General features: G+C 71.4%; 17 protein-coding genes. 6 read left to right on the top strand and 11 right to left on the bottom strand.

What is annotated here, in order from left to right; all coding sequences use genetic code 11:
• Positions 1-38 precede the first annotated feature (38 nt).
• Complete coding sequence (locus MZC64_RS25715; RefSeq protein ID WP_247759123.1) at positions 39-662, top strand: septal ring lytic transglycosylase RlpA family protein; 624 nt, start codon at positions 39-41, stop codon at positions 660-662.
• 68 nt (positions 663-730) lie between these two features.
• Here MZC64_RS25715 and MZC64_RS25710 read toward each other — a convergent pair whose 3' ends face one another.
• Entirely contained in the window at positions 731-1,474 is a 744-nt protein-coding gene (locus MZC64_RS25710; RefSeq protein WP_247759124.1) for a trypsin-like serine protease, read from the bottom strand.
• A gap of 279 nt (positions 1,475-1,753) precedes the next feature.
• Between MZC64_RS25710 and MZC64_RS25705 the strand changes: the two genes are divergently transcribed.
• Positions 1,754-2,140 carry a DUF3800 domain-containing protein gene (locus MZC64_RS25705; protein WP_247759125.1) on the top strand — a complete coding sequence of 129 codons (387 nt, stop codon included), beginning with the start codon at positions 1,754-1,756 and terminating at the stop codon, positions 2,138-2,140.
• Positions 2,141-2,169: 29 nt separating this feature from the next.
• Here the strand turns inward: MZC64_RS25705 and MZC64_RS25700 are convergent, their stop codons facing one another.
• The 5 genes from MZC64_RS25700 to MZC64_RS25680 all read right to left on the bottom strand — a co-directional run bounded on the left by MZC64_RS25700 (position 2,170) and on the right by MZC64_RS25680 (position 5,934).
• Positions 2,170-2,817: a TetR/AcrR family transcriptional regulator gene (locus tag MZC64_RS25700; protein WP_247759126.1), complete on the bottom strand. Its 648-nt coding sequence runs from the start codon at positions 2,815-2,817 to the stop codon at positions 2,170-2,172.
• The gene (locus MZC64_RS25695) at positions 2,810-3,514 is read right to left on the bottom strand and encodes a DUF4166 domain-containing protein (RefSeq protein ID WP_247759127.1); all 705 of its coding nucleotides are present in this window, start codon (positions 3,512-3,514) and stop codon (positions 2,810-2,812) included. Before MZC64_RS25695 ends, MZC64_RS25700 begins: the two co-directional genes overlap by 8 nt.
• On the bottom strand, positions 3,511-4,191 hold the full coding sequence (locus MZC64_RS25690; RefSeq protein ID WP_247759128.1) for an SRPBCC family protein: 681 nt from the start codon (positions 4,189-4,191) through the stop codon (positions 3,511-3,513). The genes MZC64_RS25695 and MZC64_RS25690 overlap by 4 nt, the downstream gene beginning before the upstream one ends.
• A 74-nt stretch (positions 4,192-4,265) precedes the next feature.
• Positions 4,266-5,168, bottom strand: coding sequence for a hypothetical protein (locus tag MZC64_RS25685; RefSeq protein WP_247759129.1), 903 nt, complete (start codon positions 5,166-5,168; stop codon positions 4,266-4,268).
• 109 nt (positions 5,169-5,277) lie between these two features.
• Entirely contained in the window at positions 5,278-5,934 is a 657-nt protein-coding gene (locus MZC64_RS25680; protein WP_247759130.1) for a 4'-phosphopantetheinyl transferase superfamily protein, read from the bottom strand.
• A gap of 75 nt (positions 5,935-6,009) precedes the next feature.
• Here MZC64_RS25680 and MZC64_RS25675 point away from each other — a divergent pair, with 75 nt between their 5' ends.
• The 4 genes from MZC64_RS25675 to MZC64_RS25660 all read left to right on the top strand — a co-directional run bounded on the left by MZC64_RS25675 (position 6,010) and on the right by MZC64_RS25660 (position 9,058).
• Positions 6,010-6,558, top strand: coding sequence for an NADPH-dependent FMN reductase (locus MZC64_RS25675; protein ID WP_247759131.1), 549 nt, complete (start codon positions 6,010-6,012; stop codon positions 6,556-6,558).
• 145 nt (positions 6,559-6,703) lie between these two features.
• Complete coding sequence (locus MZC64_RS25670; RefSeq protein WP_247759132.1) at positions 6,704-7,681, top strand: DUF1996 domain-containing protein; 978 nt, start codon at positions 6,704-6,706, stop codon at positions 7,679-7,681.
• Positions 7,682-7,739: 58 nt separating this feature from the next.
• A complete protein-coding gene (locus MZC64_RS25665; protein ID WP_247759133.1) occupies positions 7,740-8,291 on the top strand; it encodes a hypothetical protein in 552 nt (183 codons plus the stop codon).
• Positions 8,292-8,296: 5 nt separating this feature from the next.
• Positions 8,297-9,058 carry a MerR family transcriptional regulator gene (locus MZC64_RS25660; RefSeq protein ID WP_247759134.1) on the top strand — a complete coding sequence of 254 codons (762 nt, stop codon included), beginning with the start codon at positions 8,297-8,299 and terminating at the stop codon, positions 9,056-9,058.
• Here MZC64_RS25660 and MZC64_RS25655 read toward each other — a convergent pair.
• The 5 genes from MZC64_RS25655 to MZC64_RS25635 form a co-directional block, all read right to left on the bottom strand.
• Complete coding sequence (locus MZC64_RS25655) at positions 9,009-9,524, bottom strand: DUF2165 domain-containing protein (RefSeq protein WP_247759135.1); 516 nt, start codon at positions 9,522-9,524, stop codon at positions 9,009-9,011. The two genes, MZC64_RS25660 and MZC64_RS25655, sit on opposite strands and share 50 nt — an antisense overlap.
• A 213-nt stretch (positions 9,525-9,737) precedes the next feature.
• The gene (locus MZC64_RS25650; RefSeq protein ID WP_247759136.1) at positions 9,738-13,610 is read right to left on the bottom strand and encodes a hypothetical protein; all 3,873 of its coding nucleotides are present in this window, start codon (positions 13,608-13,610) and stop codon (positions 9,738-9,740) included.
• Between the two features lie 197 nt (positions 13,611-13,807).
• Positions 13,808-15,163 carry an MFS transporter gene (locus MZC64_RS25645; RefSeq protein ID WP_247759137.1) on the bottom strand — a complete coding sequence of 452 codons (1,356 nt, stop codon included), beginning with the start codon at positions 15,161-15,163 and terminating at the stop codon, positions 13,808-13,810.
• Positions 15,164-15,301, bottom strand: a complete 138-nt coding sequence (locus MZC64_RS25640) for a hypothetical protein (protein WP_247759138.1) — start codon at positions 15,299-15,301, stop codon at positions 15,164-15,166. It abuts the gene before it with no gap.
• A gap of 64 nt (positions 15,302-15,365) precedes the next feature.
• Positions 15,366-16,115: an SDR family oxidoreductase gene (locus MZC64_RS25635; RefSeq protein ID WP_247759139.1), complete on the bottom strand. Its 750-nt coding sequence runs from the start codon at positions 16,113-16,115 to the stop codon at positions 15,366-15,368.
• Positions 16,116-16,204 lie beyond the last annotated feature (89 nt).

Genomic DNA, 16,204 nt, shown 5'->3' with positions numbered 1-16,204 from the left:
CCGGTCCTGACCAGGCAGTGACGACGAAGGAGAACGGCATGCCTCTGTTCGGCAGCGGTGGACGGCACCGGAAAACGGCGACCATCGGCGCGGCCGCGGTGCTCGGCGTAGCGGCGCTGACCGGCGGCGCGATCGCGATCAGCACCGGCACCGGTGAGGCGGCGGAGTCCTGCGCGGGCCTGGACACCGCGCTGCGCAACAACCTCAGCTTCATCCAGGGCCAGCAGCGGAATCCGGACGCGCTCTCCGCCGCGCGCATCGCCAACCGGCAGGCGGTGGTCGACCTGATCCAGCAACGCCGTCAGACCGCGGGCTGCACCGGCGCGGTCAGCCCCGAAGCCCCCGGCCAGGGCGGAAACGCGGCCCCGCCGCCCAGTAGCCCCAGCGCAGCCCCGGCCCCGGGCGGCGCCGCGGGCGAGGTGGTCTGCCGCGGCAACACGGTCACCCTCTCCGCCGAGGGCGGCGCACCCGGCGCGACCAGCAACCAGTTCCCGGTCGGCACCCTGCTCAAGGTGACCAACCTGGACAACAACAAGTCTGCCACGGTGCCGGTGACCGGACCCTCCGGCAGCTGCGCGCTGCTCAACAGCAGTGCCTTCGAGCAGGTCAGGGAACCCGGCAAGTTCCTGATCCGGCGGGTGGTCATCACCCGCGTGCGATGAGCCAACCGAAAGGAGTCCGGCCCGCCTGCGCAGGAGCAGGCGGGCCGGACGGTCCACTGTGGAGCAGATCAGACCGAGCCGACGTACTGGCCGATCCAGCTGCGGAAGTAGGGCACGTCCACGTAGATCGACGGGCCGGTGGCGCAGCGCGGGTCGCCGTTGCCGGAGCGGCTGGTCGCGCCGACCAGCTGCCAGGCTCCGCCGACCTGCTTGACCTGCGGGCCACCGGAGTCGCCGTAGCAGGCGCCCTGGTTGCCGCCGGGGTTGTTGGTGCAGATCTCAGCGGCCGCGTTCATCCCGTTGGTGCACCGGTTGTCCGCGACGATCGAGGTGTTCAGCTCCTTCAGGTAGGTCGCCGCCCCCGAACCGCTCGGGTTGGTCGCGCCCCAGCCGATGATGCGGGTGGCGGTACCCACGGCGCCGGAGGTCGAGGCCAGCGGCACGGTCGCCTGGCTGACCGGGGAGGCCAGCTCCAGCAGCGCCAGGTCGGCGGAGGAGTGCCGCAGCACCCGCTTCACCGCGGCGGTGCTGCCACCCTGGTTGCGGTACAGCGAACCCACCCGCACCTGCCGCGGCGCGGTGTTGGTGCAGTGCTTGGCGGTCACCACCCAGGTCGGCTTGATCAGCGAACCACCACAACCGGTGTCCAGCGACACCATGAACGAGTAGGTCTGGGTCGCGTTGCCGCCACCCACGATCAGCGGCGACACGTCCTCGCTCGGCGCCGGAGCGGCCGAGGCGGAACCGGCCAGACCGGTCACGGCGGCGGCCGCGGCAACGAACAGGCTCACCGCGATACGACGAATCCTCATGGAAAAGCGCTCCTTCCCGTCCACCGGTCACCCGCGAAGCAGGGGGCGGGGACCGCTAATCGGACGGTGGTGTTCGGGCTTCGCACAGAGAATCCGTCACGGGCCGCCACTGAGGGAAGGGTCGGAATTTCACACGCCGGAGAGTGAAACGGTCCCTACTTCCGGCCGGGTCCGGACAGCACGCCGGTGACTCAGTATGTCCGGTCGCGCCAACGTCAGGCGGACTCGTGATAGACCCGCCGGGCGATCTCCTCGACCTGTTCAACGACGAGAAGCGGGGTGTCGGCCGCCGATCTGGTCACCGCGCTTGACCTGAGACTGGCCGAGAACGACGAATATGGGCTGATCATCATGGACGGCGACGGCACCGATCCGTCCTACCGAGGTGCCCACCGCAGCCTGAAGCTGGCCACTCGCCGGATCGTCGAGGACCCCGCGTTCCAGGGATCGCACCTCAGCCAGCTGGTGCAGCTCGCGGATCTGGTGGCCTACTCGGCCTACATGCATGTCCTGCGTCAGCCGGCCAAACAGTTGATGTGGGACTGGTATCCCGACCTACTGGGCGGCAGCTGCATGGTGGGCGGTCAGCCGCTGGTGCTGGACCCTGAAAAAGAAGCTGGACCCGTCTTGCCACGAGAGTGGGACGGGTCCGCGCGTTCACATTAGCACTGGTCGTCCCCGTCGCCAACGACTGCTCAGCCCTTGCCCGCTCCACGCAGCTTGGCCTTGAGCGCCCGCCGAGCCACCGGCCCCAGGTTGTCCACCACCTCCGCCAGCACCGCCAGTTGTTCCAGCGCGGCCAGCCCGTCCTCCGCCCCCCGCGGATCCGCCGCCGCCCACAGCTCGATCCCGATGAAACTGGCCGCCACCGCGCGCGCCAGACCCCGCGGATCGGCCAGGTCTCCCATGGGGGAGGCGGCCAGGATGCGGTGCAGCACGAGTTCGATCTCGGCCACCCACAGGTCCAGGGCGGTGCGGGTGGCTTCGGCGAGTGTGGGGTCGCCCTGGGCGCCTGCCAGCATCTGGGCCAGCACGGTCACGTTGCCCGCGGCGCGTTCCTCGTGTTGCAGGGCACGGCCCAGGTTCAGCAGGTCGCGCAGGTTGTCGGTCTTGGCGAAGCGGTCGCGGTAGGCCTCGACCCGGTTCTGGGTGGAGACCAGGCAGGCCGCGCCGAGCAGTTCGTCCACGGTGCCGAAGTGGTAGAAGATCAGCGCCTGGTTGACGCCCGCGGTGTTCGCGATGGACCGCGCCGACACGCCGCTGATGCCCTGGGCGCGGATCGTCTCGATCGCGCCGTCCATCAGCCGCCTGCGGGTCTCCGCGGTGCGGGCGTCCTTAGTCACGCAGCTCCTCCCGGTAGGGCCGGACGGTCGCCGGCACCCGAGCCGCCGCGGTGTCCCAGTACCGGGCGGTGAACCTGCCGCGGTAACCGAACAGCGGGCCCGCCCAGCGACTGGACACCCGCACCTCGATCCGGAACTCCGCGGCCTGCTCGTCATACCACTCGCGGACCTCGGCGTGCGCGAGCAGCGCCCGGGGCACCCGCAGGTCCAGCAGGCCCTCGCGGAGCCGCTGCTCGCCACTGCGGATCAGCAACCCGCCGCGGGAGTCCACCGACAGGTCGAGGTCGACCGCCACGTGCTGGTGGGTGCCAAGGTAGTCGACCACGCAGCCACGCCGGGCGCTGTGCACCATGGTGGCGTCGAAGCGGCGGCGTAACCCGTTGCCCAGCTCGAAGGTGCGCGTGAAGGTCACCGTGTCCCGGCCGAAATCGTCCAGGTAGGCGTAGTTCTCGATCACGAACGGCACATTCCTGCCGGTTTCCGGGAACAGGATGTTGCGGGCCGCGCCCAGCCGCAGGAACGGCACGGCGAAGACGGATCCGCGCCAGATCTCCTCCATCACGCCCTCGCCGACGCAGGCCACGCCGTCGGCGCTGCTGAAGCCGAACCGGCGCTGCAGTTCCGGGTGCAGGCGGTCGAAGTCGGCGCCCAGCGCGGTGCGGAAGATCGAATCGGTCCTGGTCAGGGTGGTGGTCATGGCAGCTCCAAGCGGGACAGGGTGGCCGGGGGAGTGGCGGCGAGGGCATCGGGCGGGCGGCGCAGACAGCGCCGGGCGGCCGGGACGCCGGGAGCGGGCGGGGCGAACAGCGCGAGCAACGCGGTGGCCAGCGCGGTCGGCCAGGGGGTGAGCAGCAGGGTGGCCAGGGTCAGCAGCAACCGGACGGCGAGGTCGGCCAGTGCCCGGCGCAGCGCGGATTCGGGGCTGATCCCCTCTTCCAGCCACAGTCGCAGCCGGTCGAAGGACCACGCGGTGGCCCAGCCCATCAGCGGCCGGAACAGCAGATCGGCCGGCAGGCCCAGCCGGCCCCAGCCCGGCCGGTAGTCGTAGCCGGTGCTGAACCGGACGCCGTGCGGGCCGGGCCGGTAGCGCCAGTACCCCGACCCGGAGCGGATCAGCGAGAGCGGGTGGGCGGAGGCGAAGCGCAGCGCCGAGGTGCTCGACCCGTCCGGGGAACGCCGCTCGCCGACACTGACCCCGACCCCGGCCACACCGAAGGTCGCGTACCGGAAGCGCTGGGGCTCGCCCGGCGCCAGTGGCAGGTATTCGATGCGGTGGAAACGCAGGTCCCAGCGCTGATGCTGGGCCGGATCCTGGGTGCGTGCCCACAGCGCCGCCGGGTCCGCCTTGATCGTGTTCTCGATGTAGAGCCGCATGTCACCCCCACTGTTGAGCGATTGCTCAAATCGATGGGCGCAGCGTAACCGTTCTTGAGCACTCGCTCAAGTGGCTAGCCGGTGATCCAGCGGATGCCGTAGTTGCCCGCGACCGGGTCCGGCACCACCAGGTGCGCGGTGTGGTACTGCCCGATCCAGAGCTGTTGCTCGCCGGCGGGCTCGCCGTCCGGGCGGAGATAGCCGAGACAGTCGGCGGGCACGGCGGCCGGGTCGAAGTGCACCTGGAGCAGATAGTCCTTGGCGCCCATGGGCAGTCGCCGCTCGTGGTGGTCGGCGGGCGCGTCGCCGGTGAAGGTCAGCTCGTAGTCCAGCACCGCGGTCTCGCCCTCGGCCAGCGGGCGCTCCAGCAGCAGCTCGGCCAGCAGTATCCCGGCGGTGGGATCGGTGCGCACGCGGCCGATCCGGCAGCCCGCGGTGTCGTGCAGGGTCGGCAGCGGCTGGTCCAGGCGTTCGCCGTGGTAGTAGACAAAACCGCGGGTCACGCCGTCCCGCTTGGCCCGCACCACCTCGCGCACCCGCAGCAGCCGGTGCGCGAAATCCGGGCCCAGATGGTAGTTCTCCTGCACCAGCAGGCGTTCCAGCCGGGGCTGGCGGGTCCGGCGGCGCAACATGGCCAGGTCGGTGCGCGGATCGGCCGGATCCTCATCGGCCAGCAAGGCGCCGAGTGAACCGGGTGGCAGGCCGAGCACGCTCTCCAGGGCGGCGATCTCGCCATCGCCCGCGGGTGCCGCGCCACTGCATCGCCAGTCACTGAGCGTGGTCAGATCGAGACGCGAACCGCGGGCGATCAGCTCGCGCTGGATGTGCTCCAGGGTCAGTTCGCTGCGCTGGATGGCCAGATCCAGCGCCAGTCCGAACGGACCGTCGGCGAGGGCCCCGGCGAGCGGGTCAACGCTGTTGCTGAAGTCCTTGTCCGAGAACGGATCCCGTTCGGACCGACCCGATGCGGCCGCCATGTTCCCTCCCTCCGGCGAGGGCGAGACTACCTGCCGAAAGGCAACCTTCTTACCCTCTCGGAAAGACTGGTGCGACGTCACCGAGTACGCGTTCAGTTAACAGATTTCGTCACAGATTTTGGCCACCGGATCGGCGTACGGCGATGGTCGTGACAACCAGCCCGTCGGCCACCAGCCAGCGCCCGGAAAAGCCCTCGACCGGACCCGGAACCAGCAGGTCAGCCCGGAAGGAACCGGCCGAAGGGTCGACGGTGAGCCTGGCCTCCTCGAAGCCCAGCCAGCGCCGGGCGAGCGGGAACCAAGCCTTGTAGACCGACTCCTTCGCACTGAACAACAACCGGTCCCAGTGCACGCCGGGCTCGCGCCGGGACAGTGCGCTCAGCCAGTCCCGCTCCGCGGGCAGCGAGACCGCGTCCAGCACGCCCTCGGGCAGTGGCGCGTGCGGTTCGGCGTCGATCCCGATGGTCTGGACCGCGCGGTCCTCGGCCACCGCGGCGGCCCGGTAACCGTCACAGTGCGTCATGCTGCCGACGATCCCGGCCGGCCAGATCGGCGCCCCGCGCTCCCCGCGCAACAGCGGCACGGCGGGGCGGCCCAGTTCGGCCAGCGCGCGCCGGGCGCAGTGCCGGACCGTGGTGAACTCGCGCCGCCGCTTCTCCACCGAACGGCCCAGCAGGGCCTCCTCCTCGGGGAAGAGCACGGCCTCCGGCGGGTCCCCGAACGCCTCGGCCACGGCGATGCCCGGCGGCAGGATCTTCTCAAGCACGGCATCAAAGTACCTGGAGCAGCGAGAATTCCGGCCCTTGACCTCTACCTAAGTCGAAGTTGTTGGCTTTGAGGCATGACAACTTCGATCCCTGCCACGAACCGCCTCAAGATCGCCGTCATCATCAGCAGCACCCGCAAGGGCCGGCTCGGCCCCGCGGTGGCGCACTGGTTCCTCGGCGAGGCCGCCACCAACCACGAGGTCGAGCTGGACCTGGTCGACCTGGCCGACGGCGTGGACGGCTTCGCCGCCCGGATCGCCGACGCGGACGCCTTCGTGATCGTCACTCCCGAGTACAACCACGGCTACCCAGCCCCGTTGAAGGAGGCGATTGACGCCTCCTACAGCGAATGGCGGGCCAAACCGGTCGCCTTCGTCAGCTACGGCGGCATGTCCGGCGGCCTGCGCGCGGTGGAGCAGTTGCGTCAGGTGCTGGCCGAGATGCACGCGACCACGGTGCGGGACACCGTGAGCTTCCACTCCGTCTACGAGAAGTTCGACGCCAACGGTCCGCTGGCCGAGTTCGAGCACAGCGCGGCCGCGGCCAAGGTCCTGCTGGACCAGCTGATCTGGTGGGCCGACGCGCTGCGCGAGGCCCGCGTCAAGCGGCCCTACGCGGCCTGAGTCCATCGGATCAGTCCACGGGATGCGGTTCTGGAGGTCCGCATCCCGTGGACATCCCCGGTGTGGCGGGTTACCGTTTTCGAGTCAGTTTGAGAGCGCTCTCACGCCGCCGCCACGGTGTCTTCAGCCGTGCGGAGGTGTTCCTTTGCGAGTCCAGCGGAGTTCCCGCGAGACCACCGGAACCGTCGTCACCGTGCTCGTGGTGGTGGCCGGTCTGCTGCTCGGTGGGCTGGTGCTGACCAGCCCGCGCACTGACGCCGCCATTCCGAAGATCGATCACAGCAAACACGGCATCCGGCCGGACCCGGCGCAGGAGGCCGCGTTGCTGGCCCAGGCCGCCGCGCCGGTGCGCGGATCGGAGTTCCGGGCGGACTGCGTGAGCAGCCACCGCGCCGGGGACGATCCGATCGTCTACCCGAACCAGCCGGGCGTCTCGCACATCCACGAGTTCTTCGGCAACCGCACCGCCAACGCCCGTTCCACCTTGCAATCGCTGGCCGCTGGCACGACCAACTGCGATCCGCGGGTGGACCTGTCCTCCTACTGGACGCCGACGCTGTACCAGAACGGGCAGCCGGTGCCGCCGGAGCGGGTCACCGTGTACTACCAGGGCATCACCGAACCGCAGCGGGCCGTGCCGCCACCGCTGGGCCTGCGTTACGTGGTCGGCAACGCACTGGCCAAGACCGCCGAGGAGAACCCGCACGCCCGCTGGTCCTGCCTGGGCGCATCCGAGTCCAGCCGGGACTTCCTGGTCTGCCCGCCGGGTTCGAAACTCCAGACCTACCTGGACTTCCCGACCTGCTGGGACGGCGTCCGGCTGGACAGCCCGAACCACCGCGACCACGTGATCTACGCCTCCGGCGGGCTCGGCGGCACCTGCCCGGCCAGTCATCCCACGCCGATCCCCCGGGTGCAGTTCCTGATCACCTACCCGGTCACCGGCGGCGGGCTCAGCCTGGCGGGCACGGTCAACGGGGTGAACCTGACCACCGCCCGCGGGTTCACCTTCCACGGCGACTTCTTCAATGCCTGGCAAGGCCCTGAACTGCAACGACGAGTCCGGGACTGCATCAACGCCGGCTACATCTGCGGCACCGACGGCAAGCCGGTCCAGCAGTGAGTTGACCCTGCCCCAGGGGCAGGCCCGCACGCTGTCCCCATCGAGGAGAGGGGACAGCGTGCGGGTGTTCGGGGCGCTGTGGCTGGGACTGCGCGGCAGGCGAGTGGTGCCGGCTGGGGCGCGGACCATCGGGTACGCCGGTGGGCTGGCCCTGCCGTTGGTGATCATGGCCGTGCTGGGGGTGGTCGAGATCGCCGCGGCCGAACTGCTGGTGCCCTGGCTCTGGCTCCGGCTGGTGTTGCTGGTGCTCGGGCTCTGCAGCTTGCTGTGGGTGCTGGGTTTCCTGGCCGCGACCCGGGTGTATCCGCACGCGGTCGGGCCTGCGGAGCTGCGGCTGCGGTTCGCGCACCTGGTCGAGGTGGCGGTGCCGCTGGGCAAGGTCGGCGCGGTGCGCAAGGAGCTGTGCGGCAGGCACGAGCAGTCGATCGAGGTCGAGGCGGGCACGCTGTCCTTCGCGGTGCTCGGCACTACCGGGGTGGTGGTCGAGCTGACCGAACCGCACGAGGTCGACCTGGGCAAGCGCGGTCGGCACCTGATCGAGCGGATCCGGTTGCACGCCGACGATCCGGCCGCGGCGGTGACCATCCTGAGCGGCGCCCGGCTACCGTGAGGATCGTGTTGACCGTCGGGGAGTTGGCCCAGCTCGCGGGCACCACGGTGAAGGCGGTGCGGCACTACCACGCGCAGGGCCTGCTGCCCGAGCCCGCGCGGGACCACTCGGGTTACCGGCGCTACGGCTCGGCCGCGCTGGTCAAGCTGTTGCGGATCCGGCGGCTGCGCGAACTGGGCCTGTCCGTGCCGCGGATCCGCGAGCTGCTCGGCGAGGGCCCGGCCACCGTGCGCGCGGCCCTGGACGAGCTGGACCGGGACCTGGCCGCGCGGCAACGCGAGATCGCCAGGCAACGCAAGAAGATCGCCGAACTACGCGCCTCCACCGCGAATCTCGACCTGCCCGAACCGGTGGCCGGGATCTTCGACCGGCTCGCCCTGACCGAGGCCGGGGTCTCCAAGGACATGCAGGACCTGGAACAGAGCGCGGTGCTGCTGCTGCACGCGCTGGCCCCCGAACACACCGACCGGATGGCCGAGTTCTCCCGACAGGTCTGGCTGGACCAGCGCGAACTCGCCCAGCGAGTGGCCACCCGGTTCCAGGCGCTGACCGACGCCCCGGCCGACGCGCCCGGGATCGAGGAACTCGTGGAGGACATGGCGACGCTGGCCCGCGCGGGGGAGTGGCACACCGTCGCGGGCGAACCAGGCCACCGGCACGGGGCCGCGTTGCTGACCGACTACCTCGCCGGGTTCTCCGCGGCCCAGCGCCGGGCGATCACGCTGCTGGGGGAGCGGTTGTCCGCACCCGGTCGAGCACCTGGGTGACGATCAGCGCCACCCCGGCGATGATCACGTTCTGCAGCGCGGCCTGCAGGCCGTTCCACTGCTTGGACTGCCACATGCAGAACCACTCGCCGCCGATGGCGATGAACCCGCCGCCGAAGAGCAGCAGCATCATGGCCAGGCCCAGGCTCCCGATCCGCCGCGCGACCTCGGTGGCGGACCGCAGCCAGCTCACCGTCGCGATGATCAGCACCACCGCGGTCGCCGCCTCCCACGCGATGATCAGCACGTAGGCGATGTTCACCAGCGCCGGGCTGGTGATCGCCCGCCAGCTGGTGTCCGGCGACTTGAACGTGGTGTCCATAGCGAACACGTGCTGCACGAAGGCGTGGTTGGTGCCGAAGTCGGTGATGTTGTTGAAGACCACGAGGGTCAGGTAGAGCGCGGTAACGCCGGTCAGCACCGCGCCCACCGTGCGCGGGCCACCCAGTCCGATCAGGAGACGCATGCCCGGGAACTCTAGAGGTATCAATTGGCGTGCGCTGCACGCGGGATTTTTCGCTCCCGAAGTCGCCTCGCCGTGCACTCGCCGCACGCGAAGCGCGCTTCGGATGCGTCGAGCACACGGCAAGGCAACGCGAAAAAACAACCGCACTGAGGGCGAAAGGCCCGCCGTGTCGCTGACGCGCCACGCCTTTTCGCGAGCCGTGGATCCAGTCAGTTACGCCGGGCACGGCGGCGCGAAATCCAACTGCGGCAGGTGGAGTTTCCACTGGTCCTCGGTGAGCACGCCCTTGGTGCGCGCGCAGATCTGCCGCCGCGCGTCGGCCAGGTCCAGGTCCCACAGCCGCACCGTGTTGTCCGAGCCGGGCGTGAGCAGGTAGCCGCCGTGCGGGCTGAACACCGGGCTGCCCCAGGTGGCGAAGCCGGAGACCAGCGGCACGCCGACCGGTTCGCCGTCGGGGATGTGCCAGCGGCGCACGGTCTTGTCCGCGCTGCCGCTGACCAGGGTCTTGCCGTCGGGGCTGAAGGCCACCTGGCCGATGCCCTCGGTGTGCCCGGTCAGCACCTTGCCCGGGACCGGGTGGCGCGGGTCGGTCAGGTCCCACAGCCGGATGGTGTTGTCGCCGCTGCCGCTGGCCAGGGTTTTGCCGTCCGGGCTCAGGTCGGCGGTGCGCACCGCCTCGGTGTGGCCGGTCAGCGGCTGGCCGATCGCGGTCGGGGCGGCCGGGTCGCCGACGTCCCAGAGCCGGATCCGGCGGTCGTCGCTGGCCGAGATCAGCGTCCGGCCGTCCGGGGTGAACCGGAGCGAGGTGATCGAGCCGTTGTGCGCCTCGGTCCGCCCGCCCAGCGGCCGCGGCCGGGCCGGGTCGCTGACGTCGATGAGCTGGATGGTGTTGCCGTCCATGGCGGTGGCCAGCAGTTTGCCGTCCGGGCTGAACTGGATCGGCAGACTGTACTTCTGCCCGCCGGGGATCGGATCGCCGAGCGCGGCGGGCTTGGCCGGATCGCTGACGTCCCAGAGCCGGATGGTGCGGTCAGTGGAGGCGGTGGCCAGCACCTTGCCGTCACCGCGGAAGGTCGTCCACCACACCGCGTCGGTGTGCCCGTCCTTGATCACCGACAGCGTGCCGGGCGTGTCCGGGTTGGCCAGGTCCCACAGCCGCACGGTGCGGTCGGCGCCGCTGGTGGCCAGCACCCGGCCGTCCTGGCGGAACTCGGGGGTGCCCAGGCCGAGGGTGTGGCCCATCAGCATGCCGTGCGGCAGTGTCCACAGCCGGGCCGCGCCGTCCTCGCCGCCCACCGCCAGGCTGCGGCCGTCCGGGCTGAACGAGACCGCGTACAGCTCGTTGCTGCGACCGGAGAGCGCCGGCCGGAACTGGGCGACCGCGTTCGGGTCGCTGATGTCCCACAGCCGCGCGGTGCCGTCCGCGGCGGCCGAGGCGAGCAGGTTCTGGGTGGGGCTGAAGGCCACCGACCACACCTGGGCGGAGTGCCCGAGCAGCGGCGGCCCGGCCGGGACCGCCGCGGCCGGATCGCTGAGGTCCCACAGCCGGACGGTCTTGTCGTCACTGCCGGAGGCCAGCAACTTGCTGTCCGGGCTGAAGGCCACCGAGTGCAGTCCGGCCAGGTGCCCGGTCAGCGGCACGCCGAGCGGGGTGACCCGCGCCGGATCGCGCAGGTTCCACAGCCGGATGGTGTTGTCGTCACTGCCGGTGGCCAGCAGTTTCCCGTCCGGGCTGAACGCCAGCGCGCGCACCTGACCGCGGTGCCCGGACAGCGGATCGCCCAGGCGGACCGGCTTGGCCGGGTCGCTGACGTCCCACAGCCGCGCGGTGCGGTCCTCGTTGGCGGTGGCCAGCAGCTTGCTGTCCGGGCTGAAGGCGAGCAGGTAGGCGGTGCCGGCACCGGTGCCAAGCGCCGGGCCGAACTGCCTGGGCTGGGCCGGGTTGCGCACGTCCCAGAGCCGGATGGTGTTGTCCGCGCCGGTGGTGGCCAGGGTCCGGCCGTCCGGGCTGAACACCGCGGAGCTGAGCCAGCTGCTGTGCCCGGTCAGCGGCTGCCCGAGCTGGCGCGGCCGGGTCGGGTCGCTGACGTCCCAGAGCCGGGCGGTGCGGTCGTAGCCCGCGGTGGCCAGGGTGCGGCCGTCCGGGCTGAACGAGGTCAGGTAGACCGCGCCGGTGTGCCCGGTCAGGCTGGTGGCCAGCGGGAGTTGCTGGGCGGCCAGCAGCCGGGTGCGGACCTCGGTGTCCTCCGGGCGGAGCGCGTCGGCGACCAGGGTGAGCTGGGCAGCCAGTGACGGGTCGGACTCCAGCATCCGGTCGGCCTCGGCCAGCACCTGGCGGAACTGGGCGTCGTCGCGCTGGCTGACCGCGGCCACCGCCGCGATCGAGGCGATCAGCGCGAGCACGCACACCGCGGCCACCGCGGCCCGGCGCAGCCACACCGCGCGCCGCCACTGCCGGGTGGAGGTGGCCAGGAACTGCCGGGCCACCTCGGTCGGCCCGCCCGCCGCCACCGCCTGCCTGCTGGTCTGCAACCGGGCGCCGCGGTAGAGCAGCGAGGGGTCCTGGTCCTGGGCGGCCCAGGTCTTGGCGTCCTCCTCCAGCCGCTGCCGGGTGAGGTGACCCTCCCGGTCCTGGTCCAGCCAGCCGTGCAGCCGGGGCCAGGCCCGCAGCAGCGCCTCGTGGGTGATCTCCACCGACTCGGCGTCCAGGGTGATCAGCCGCGCGGAGACCAGCGTCTCCAGCGCGGTCTCGGTCGCGGCCCGGTCCTGGGCCTGGTCCAGGACCTCGTCCCGGCCTGCCCTGCGGCGGGTGTCCTCGGTGTCCTCGCCGATCCGCACCAGACGCAGCAGCAACGGCCGGGCGGCGGCCTGGCCGGCGGCGCCGAGTTCGGCCCAGGCGCGTTCCGCGGTGGCCGCGACCGCGCCCTGGATGCCGCCGGCCGCGCGGTACCCGGCCACGGTGAGCCGTCCGCCATGGCGGTGCTGCCAGGTGGCCAGCAGGGCGTGCGAGAGCAGCGGCAACGCACCCGCGTCGTAGCTGTCCTTGTCGCCGCGGGTCCGGTTGCGCCGCTCGCTGACGCCCAGATCGCGCAGCAGCAGTTCGACCAGGCCGGTCTCCAGTTGCAGGCCGACCGCGCGGGCCGGCGCGGTGACCGCGGCGCGCAGTTCGGCCACCGTCATCGGGCCCAGCACCAGGTGCCGGTGCTGCAGCGCGGCGACGAGTTCGGGGTGGTCCAGGCAGCGGCCGTAGAAGTCCGCGCGCAGGCCGAGCACGACCAGCGCGGGGCCGGGCGTGCCGGCCAGGTGCAGCAGCCGGATGAAGCAACGCCGGACCTCGGGGTCCGGGCAGAGCGTGAAGACCTCCTCGAACTGGTCCACGATGATCACCCGGCGGGCCTCGCCGAGGATCGCGCGCACCTGTTCGGGAGTGTCCGCCTCGGCCAGTCCGGGCAGATGCCGGTCCAGTTCCTTGACCGGGTTGACGCCGGGGGTGATCAGGGTGACCGGCCAGTCCGCGGACTCGGCCTCGGCGGCCAGCGCGGGCACCAGCCCGGCCCGCAGCAGCGAGGACTTGCCCGCTCCGGAGGCCCCGACCAGCATGGCCAGCCCGTCCCCGGCGCGGAGCAGGCCGAGCAGCGCGGCGGTGGCCCGGTCCCGGCCGAAGAAGTGCGGTGAGTCCTCCGGCTGGAAGGCGGCCAGGCCGCGGTAGGGGCAGAGCGCGGTGTCCGGCGGTGGCGGCGGTTCGGCCTCCTCCACCGGGCTGGCCTGCGCGGCCGACCACAGCTTCTGCCAGCCGTCCCGGTCGTAGAGTCCGGGCAGCGCGGGCGCCGGCCGCCGGGTGCGGGCCTCGCCGATGAGGACCTCCAGCACCACGGCGAGTCCGGCGAAGCGGGCGGGCACGTTGCGGCCGCGCCGCCAGTCGCTGATCCGCTGGGTGGTCACCTGGACCGGTCGGCCGCGTTCGTCGGCACGCCGGGCACGCGCCACCGACTCGGCGACCCGCTTCAGCGGTGGGTCACCGGCTTCGGCGTACAGCAGCGCGAATCGTTCGGCGAAGGCCGCGCGGGCCCCGGATACGACCGACAACCGACCTGCTCTCCCCGCTCCCCAGCGTTCCGCCTATCCGGACCGGAAAACCCATCCTATGCCGTTGACCAGCGGCTTAGGTCATCCGGTCCGATCGGGCTCGTGCGGCGGCAACCAGGGCTTGAAAGGTTGGCCTCGGGCAGGTGTTCGTCGGTTCGGCGGGAAGCGCTGCTGAGAGTTGGTACTGGGGGTACTCCTCAGCGGCGCGTCTCTGCCGGATCCGTCGGGACGCCGCCCTTTTCTGTTTCGCTGTCTTCAGCATCCACGTCATACCCGACTGGCTCCCAGCGCACCAGCAGCAGGGCGAGCAGACCCAGCGCGGGGGCGAGTGCGATCACCCAGAACACCCCGGTGCCCAGGCTCGCGCTCAGCACGGGGAACAGGAACAGCGACGCGGTCGAGCCGATCCGCAGCATGCCCTGGTTGAACCCGACGCCCACCCCGCGCAGCGAGGTCGGGTAGCTCAGCGTCGCGAAGGTCATGTAGTTCGCGCCCGGCCCCCAGCCCTGGGCGAACAGGAACGCCCCCAGCGCCAGCAGTGCCGCCACGGCCAGTTCCTGCCCGCTGGGCCTGCCGATCAGGGCCAGCGCGACCAGCGCGGCGAACTGCACCGCGAACCCGAGCGCGGTCAGCTTCCAGGCGCCCTGGCTGCGCACCCAGCGGATGCCGAGCAGGCCACCGGTGACCGCGAAGCACACGTTGAGCACCAGCGAGGCGCTGATCGTGGTCAGCGGGCCCTGGGCGAGGAACCCGGCGATGATCACCGGCAGGCCGTAGGCGACCGCGTTGTAGCCGAAGGTCTGGGCCAGTGCCACGGCCAGGGACAGCCAGGTGCGGCGGCGGTAGGTCCGGTTGAACAGCCGCCCGAACTCGGCCCGGATCGAGCGCTTCGGGGCCTTGACCACCTCGGCCTCGGGCGCGACCACCGCGTTGACCCCGTAGGACTTGCGCAGGATCGCCGCGGCCCCTGCCAGATCGCCCTGACCGGCGGCCCAGGCGGGGGACTCGTTCATATAGCGGTGCCGGATGAGCAGCACGACCAGCGCGGGCACCGCGCCGAAACCGACGGTGAACCGCCACAGCACGCCGTGGTTCTCGGCCGGGATCAGGAAGTACAGGCCGAGGATGATCAGGTAGCAGGCGCTGGTGGCCACGAACCAGGCCGCCGACCAGGACGCGGTGCGCGAGCCCTTGCTGCCCTTGCCGCGCAGCCGGGAGAACTCGGCCAGGAAGGCCATCGCCACCGGCAGGTCCATGCCGACCCCGACGCCCATCAGGAACCGGAAGAACACCAGCACCTCGGCGTTGGGCGCCAGCGCGCAGCCCAGCGCGGCGATGACGAAGAAGAGCATGTCCGCCATGAACACCCGGTACCGGCCGATCTTGTCGACCAGATAGCCGCCACCAAGCGCGCCGACCACCGCGCCGACCATGATCGAGGCGTTCACGATGCCCGCGCCGACCGGGCTGAGCCCGAACTGGACGGTGATGTCGCGCATGCCGTAGGCGAGCGAGCTGAAGTCTGCCGCAGACCTGCTCGCAGGGTCGAGCATTCAGTGAGCGTCGATGAAGATGCCGCCCAGCGCGATGATCACGATCATGGTGGCGTGGCTGCCCCGCGCGGCCCCCGAGTTCACCAGGTCGGTGACATCGCGGGCCGAGCGGATCAGCACGGGTTCTGGCTGGCTCACCCCGGCAGTCTGCGAACCCTCCGGGGCGTGGGCAACTCGTTCCGCCAGGTGGGAACGATTCTGCTCAGATGCCCATGCCGCCGTCGACGTGCAGTTCGGCGCCGGTGATGTAGGCCGCGTCCGGTCCGGCCAGGAACACGATCGCGGCGGCCACCTCGGCTGCCTGGCCGTAGCGGCCGAGTGCGGTGAGCGCGGTCCGCTGCGCCGCGGCCTCGCCCTCGTTCGGGTTCATGTCGGTCTCGATCGGGCCTGGGTGCACGGTGTTGACGGTGATCCCGCGGCCGCCGAGGTCCCGCGCCCAGCCCTTGCTGAACGCCGCGATCGCGGCCTTGGTGCCGGAGTACTCGGCCACCCCGCCGCCGGCCTGCCTGGTGGCCAGCACCGAGCCGACGGTGACGATCCGCCCGCCGTCGCCGATCAGCGGCGCGGCCGCGCGCACCCCCGCCGCCACCCCGCCGATGTTGATCGCCAGCTGCCGGTCCAGCGCCGCCTCGTCCCTGGTGGCCGGGTCCAGCGTGTCGACCGCGATCACCCCGGCGTTGTTGATCAGCACGTCCAGCCGCCCGAAGTGCTCGTGCACGGTCCGCACCAGCTCCTTGACCTGCGCCGAGTCGGCCTGGTCGGCGCGCACCGCGAGCGCCCGGACCCCGGCCTCCTTCAGCTCGGTGACCAGGGCCTCGGCCTTGTCCGGCCGCGAGGTGTAGCTGATCGCGACATCCGCGCCCGCCGCGCCCAGCGCCCGCGCGGTGGCCGCGCCGATCCCCCGAGAACCCCCGGTGACCAGCGCGACCTTGCCCACGAGTTGCTTGCCCATGACCAGCTCCCTACTTCTGTAATGTCTAGTACAGAAGTAGTCGACGTGTCACCGACCCGTCAAGTTCGATGTGTATCGAACGTTAGGAA

The sequence above is a fragment of the Crossiella sp. S99.2 genome (genome assembly GCF_023094165.1).
In the GTDB taxonomy this organism is placed as follows: domain Bacteria; phylum Actinomycetota; class Actinomycetes; order Mycobacteriales; family Pseudonocardiaceae; genus Crossiella.
The sequence above is the reverse complement of the archived record's forward strand: the minus strand, read 5'-3'. Positions and strand labels throughout refer to the sequence as shown.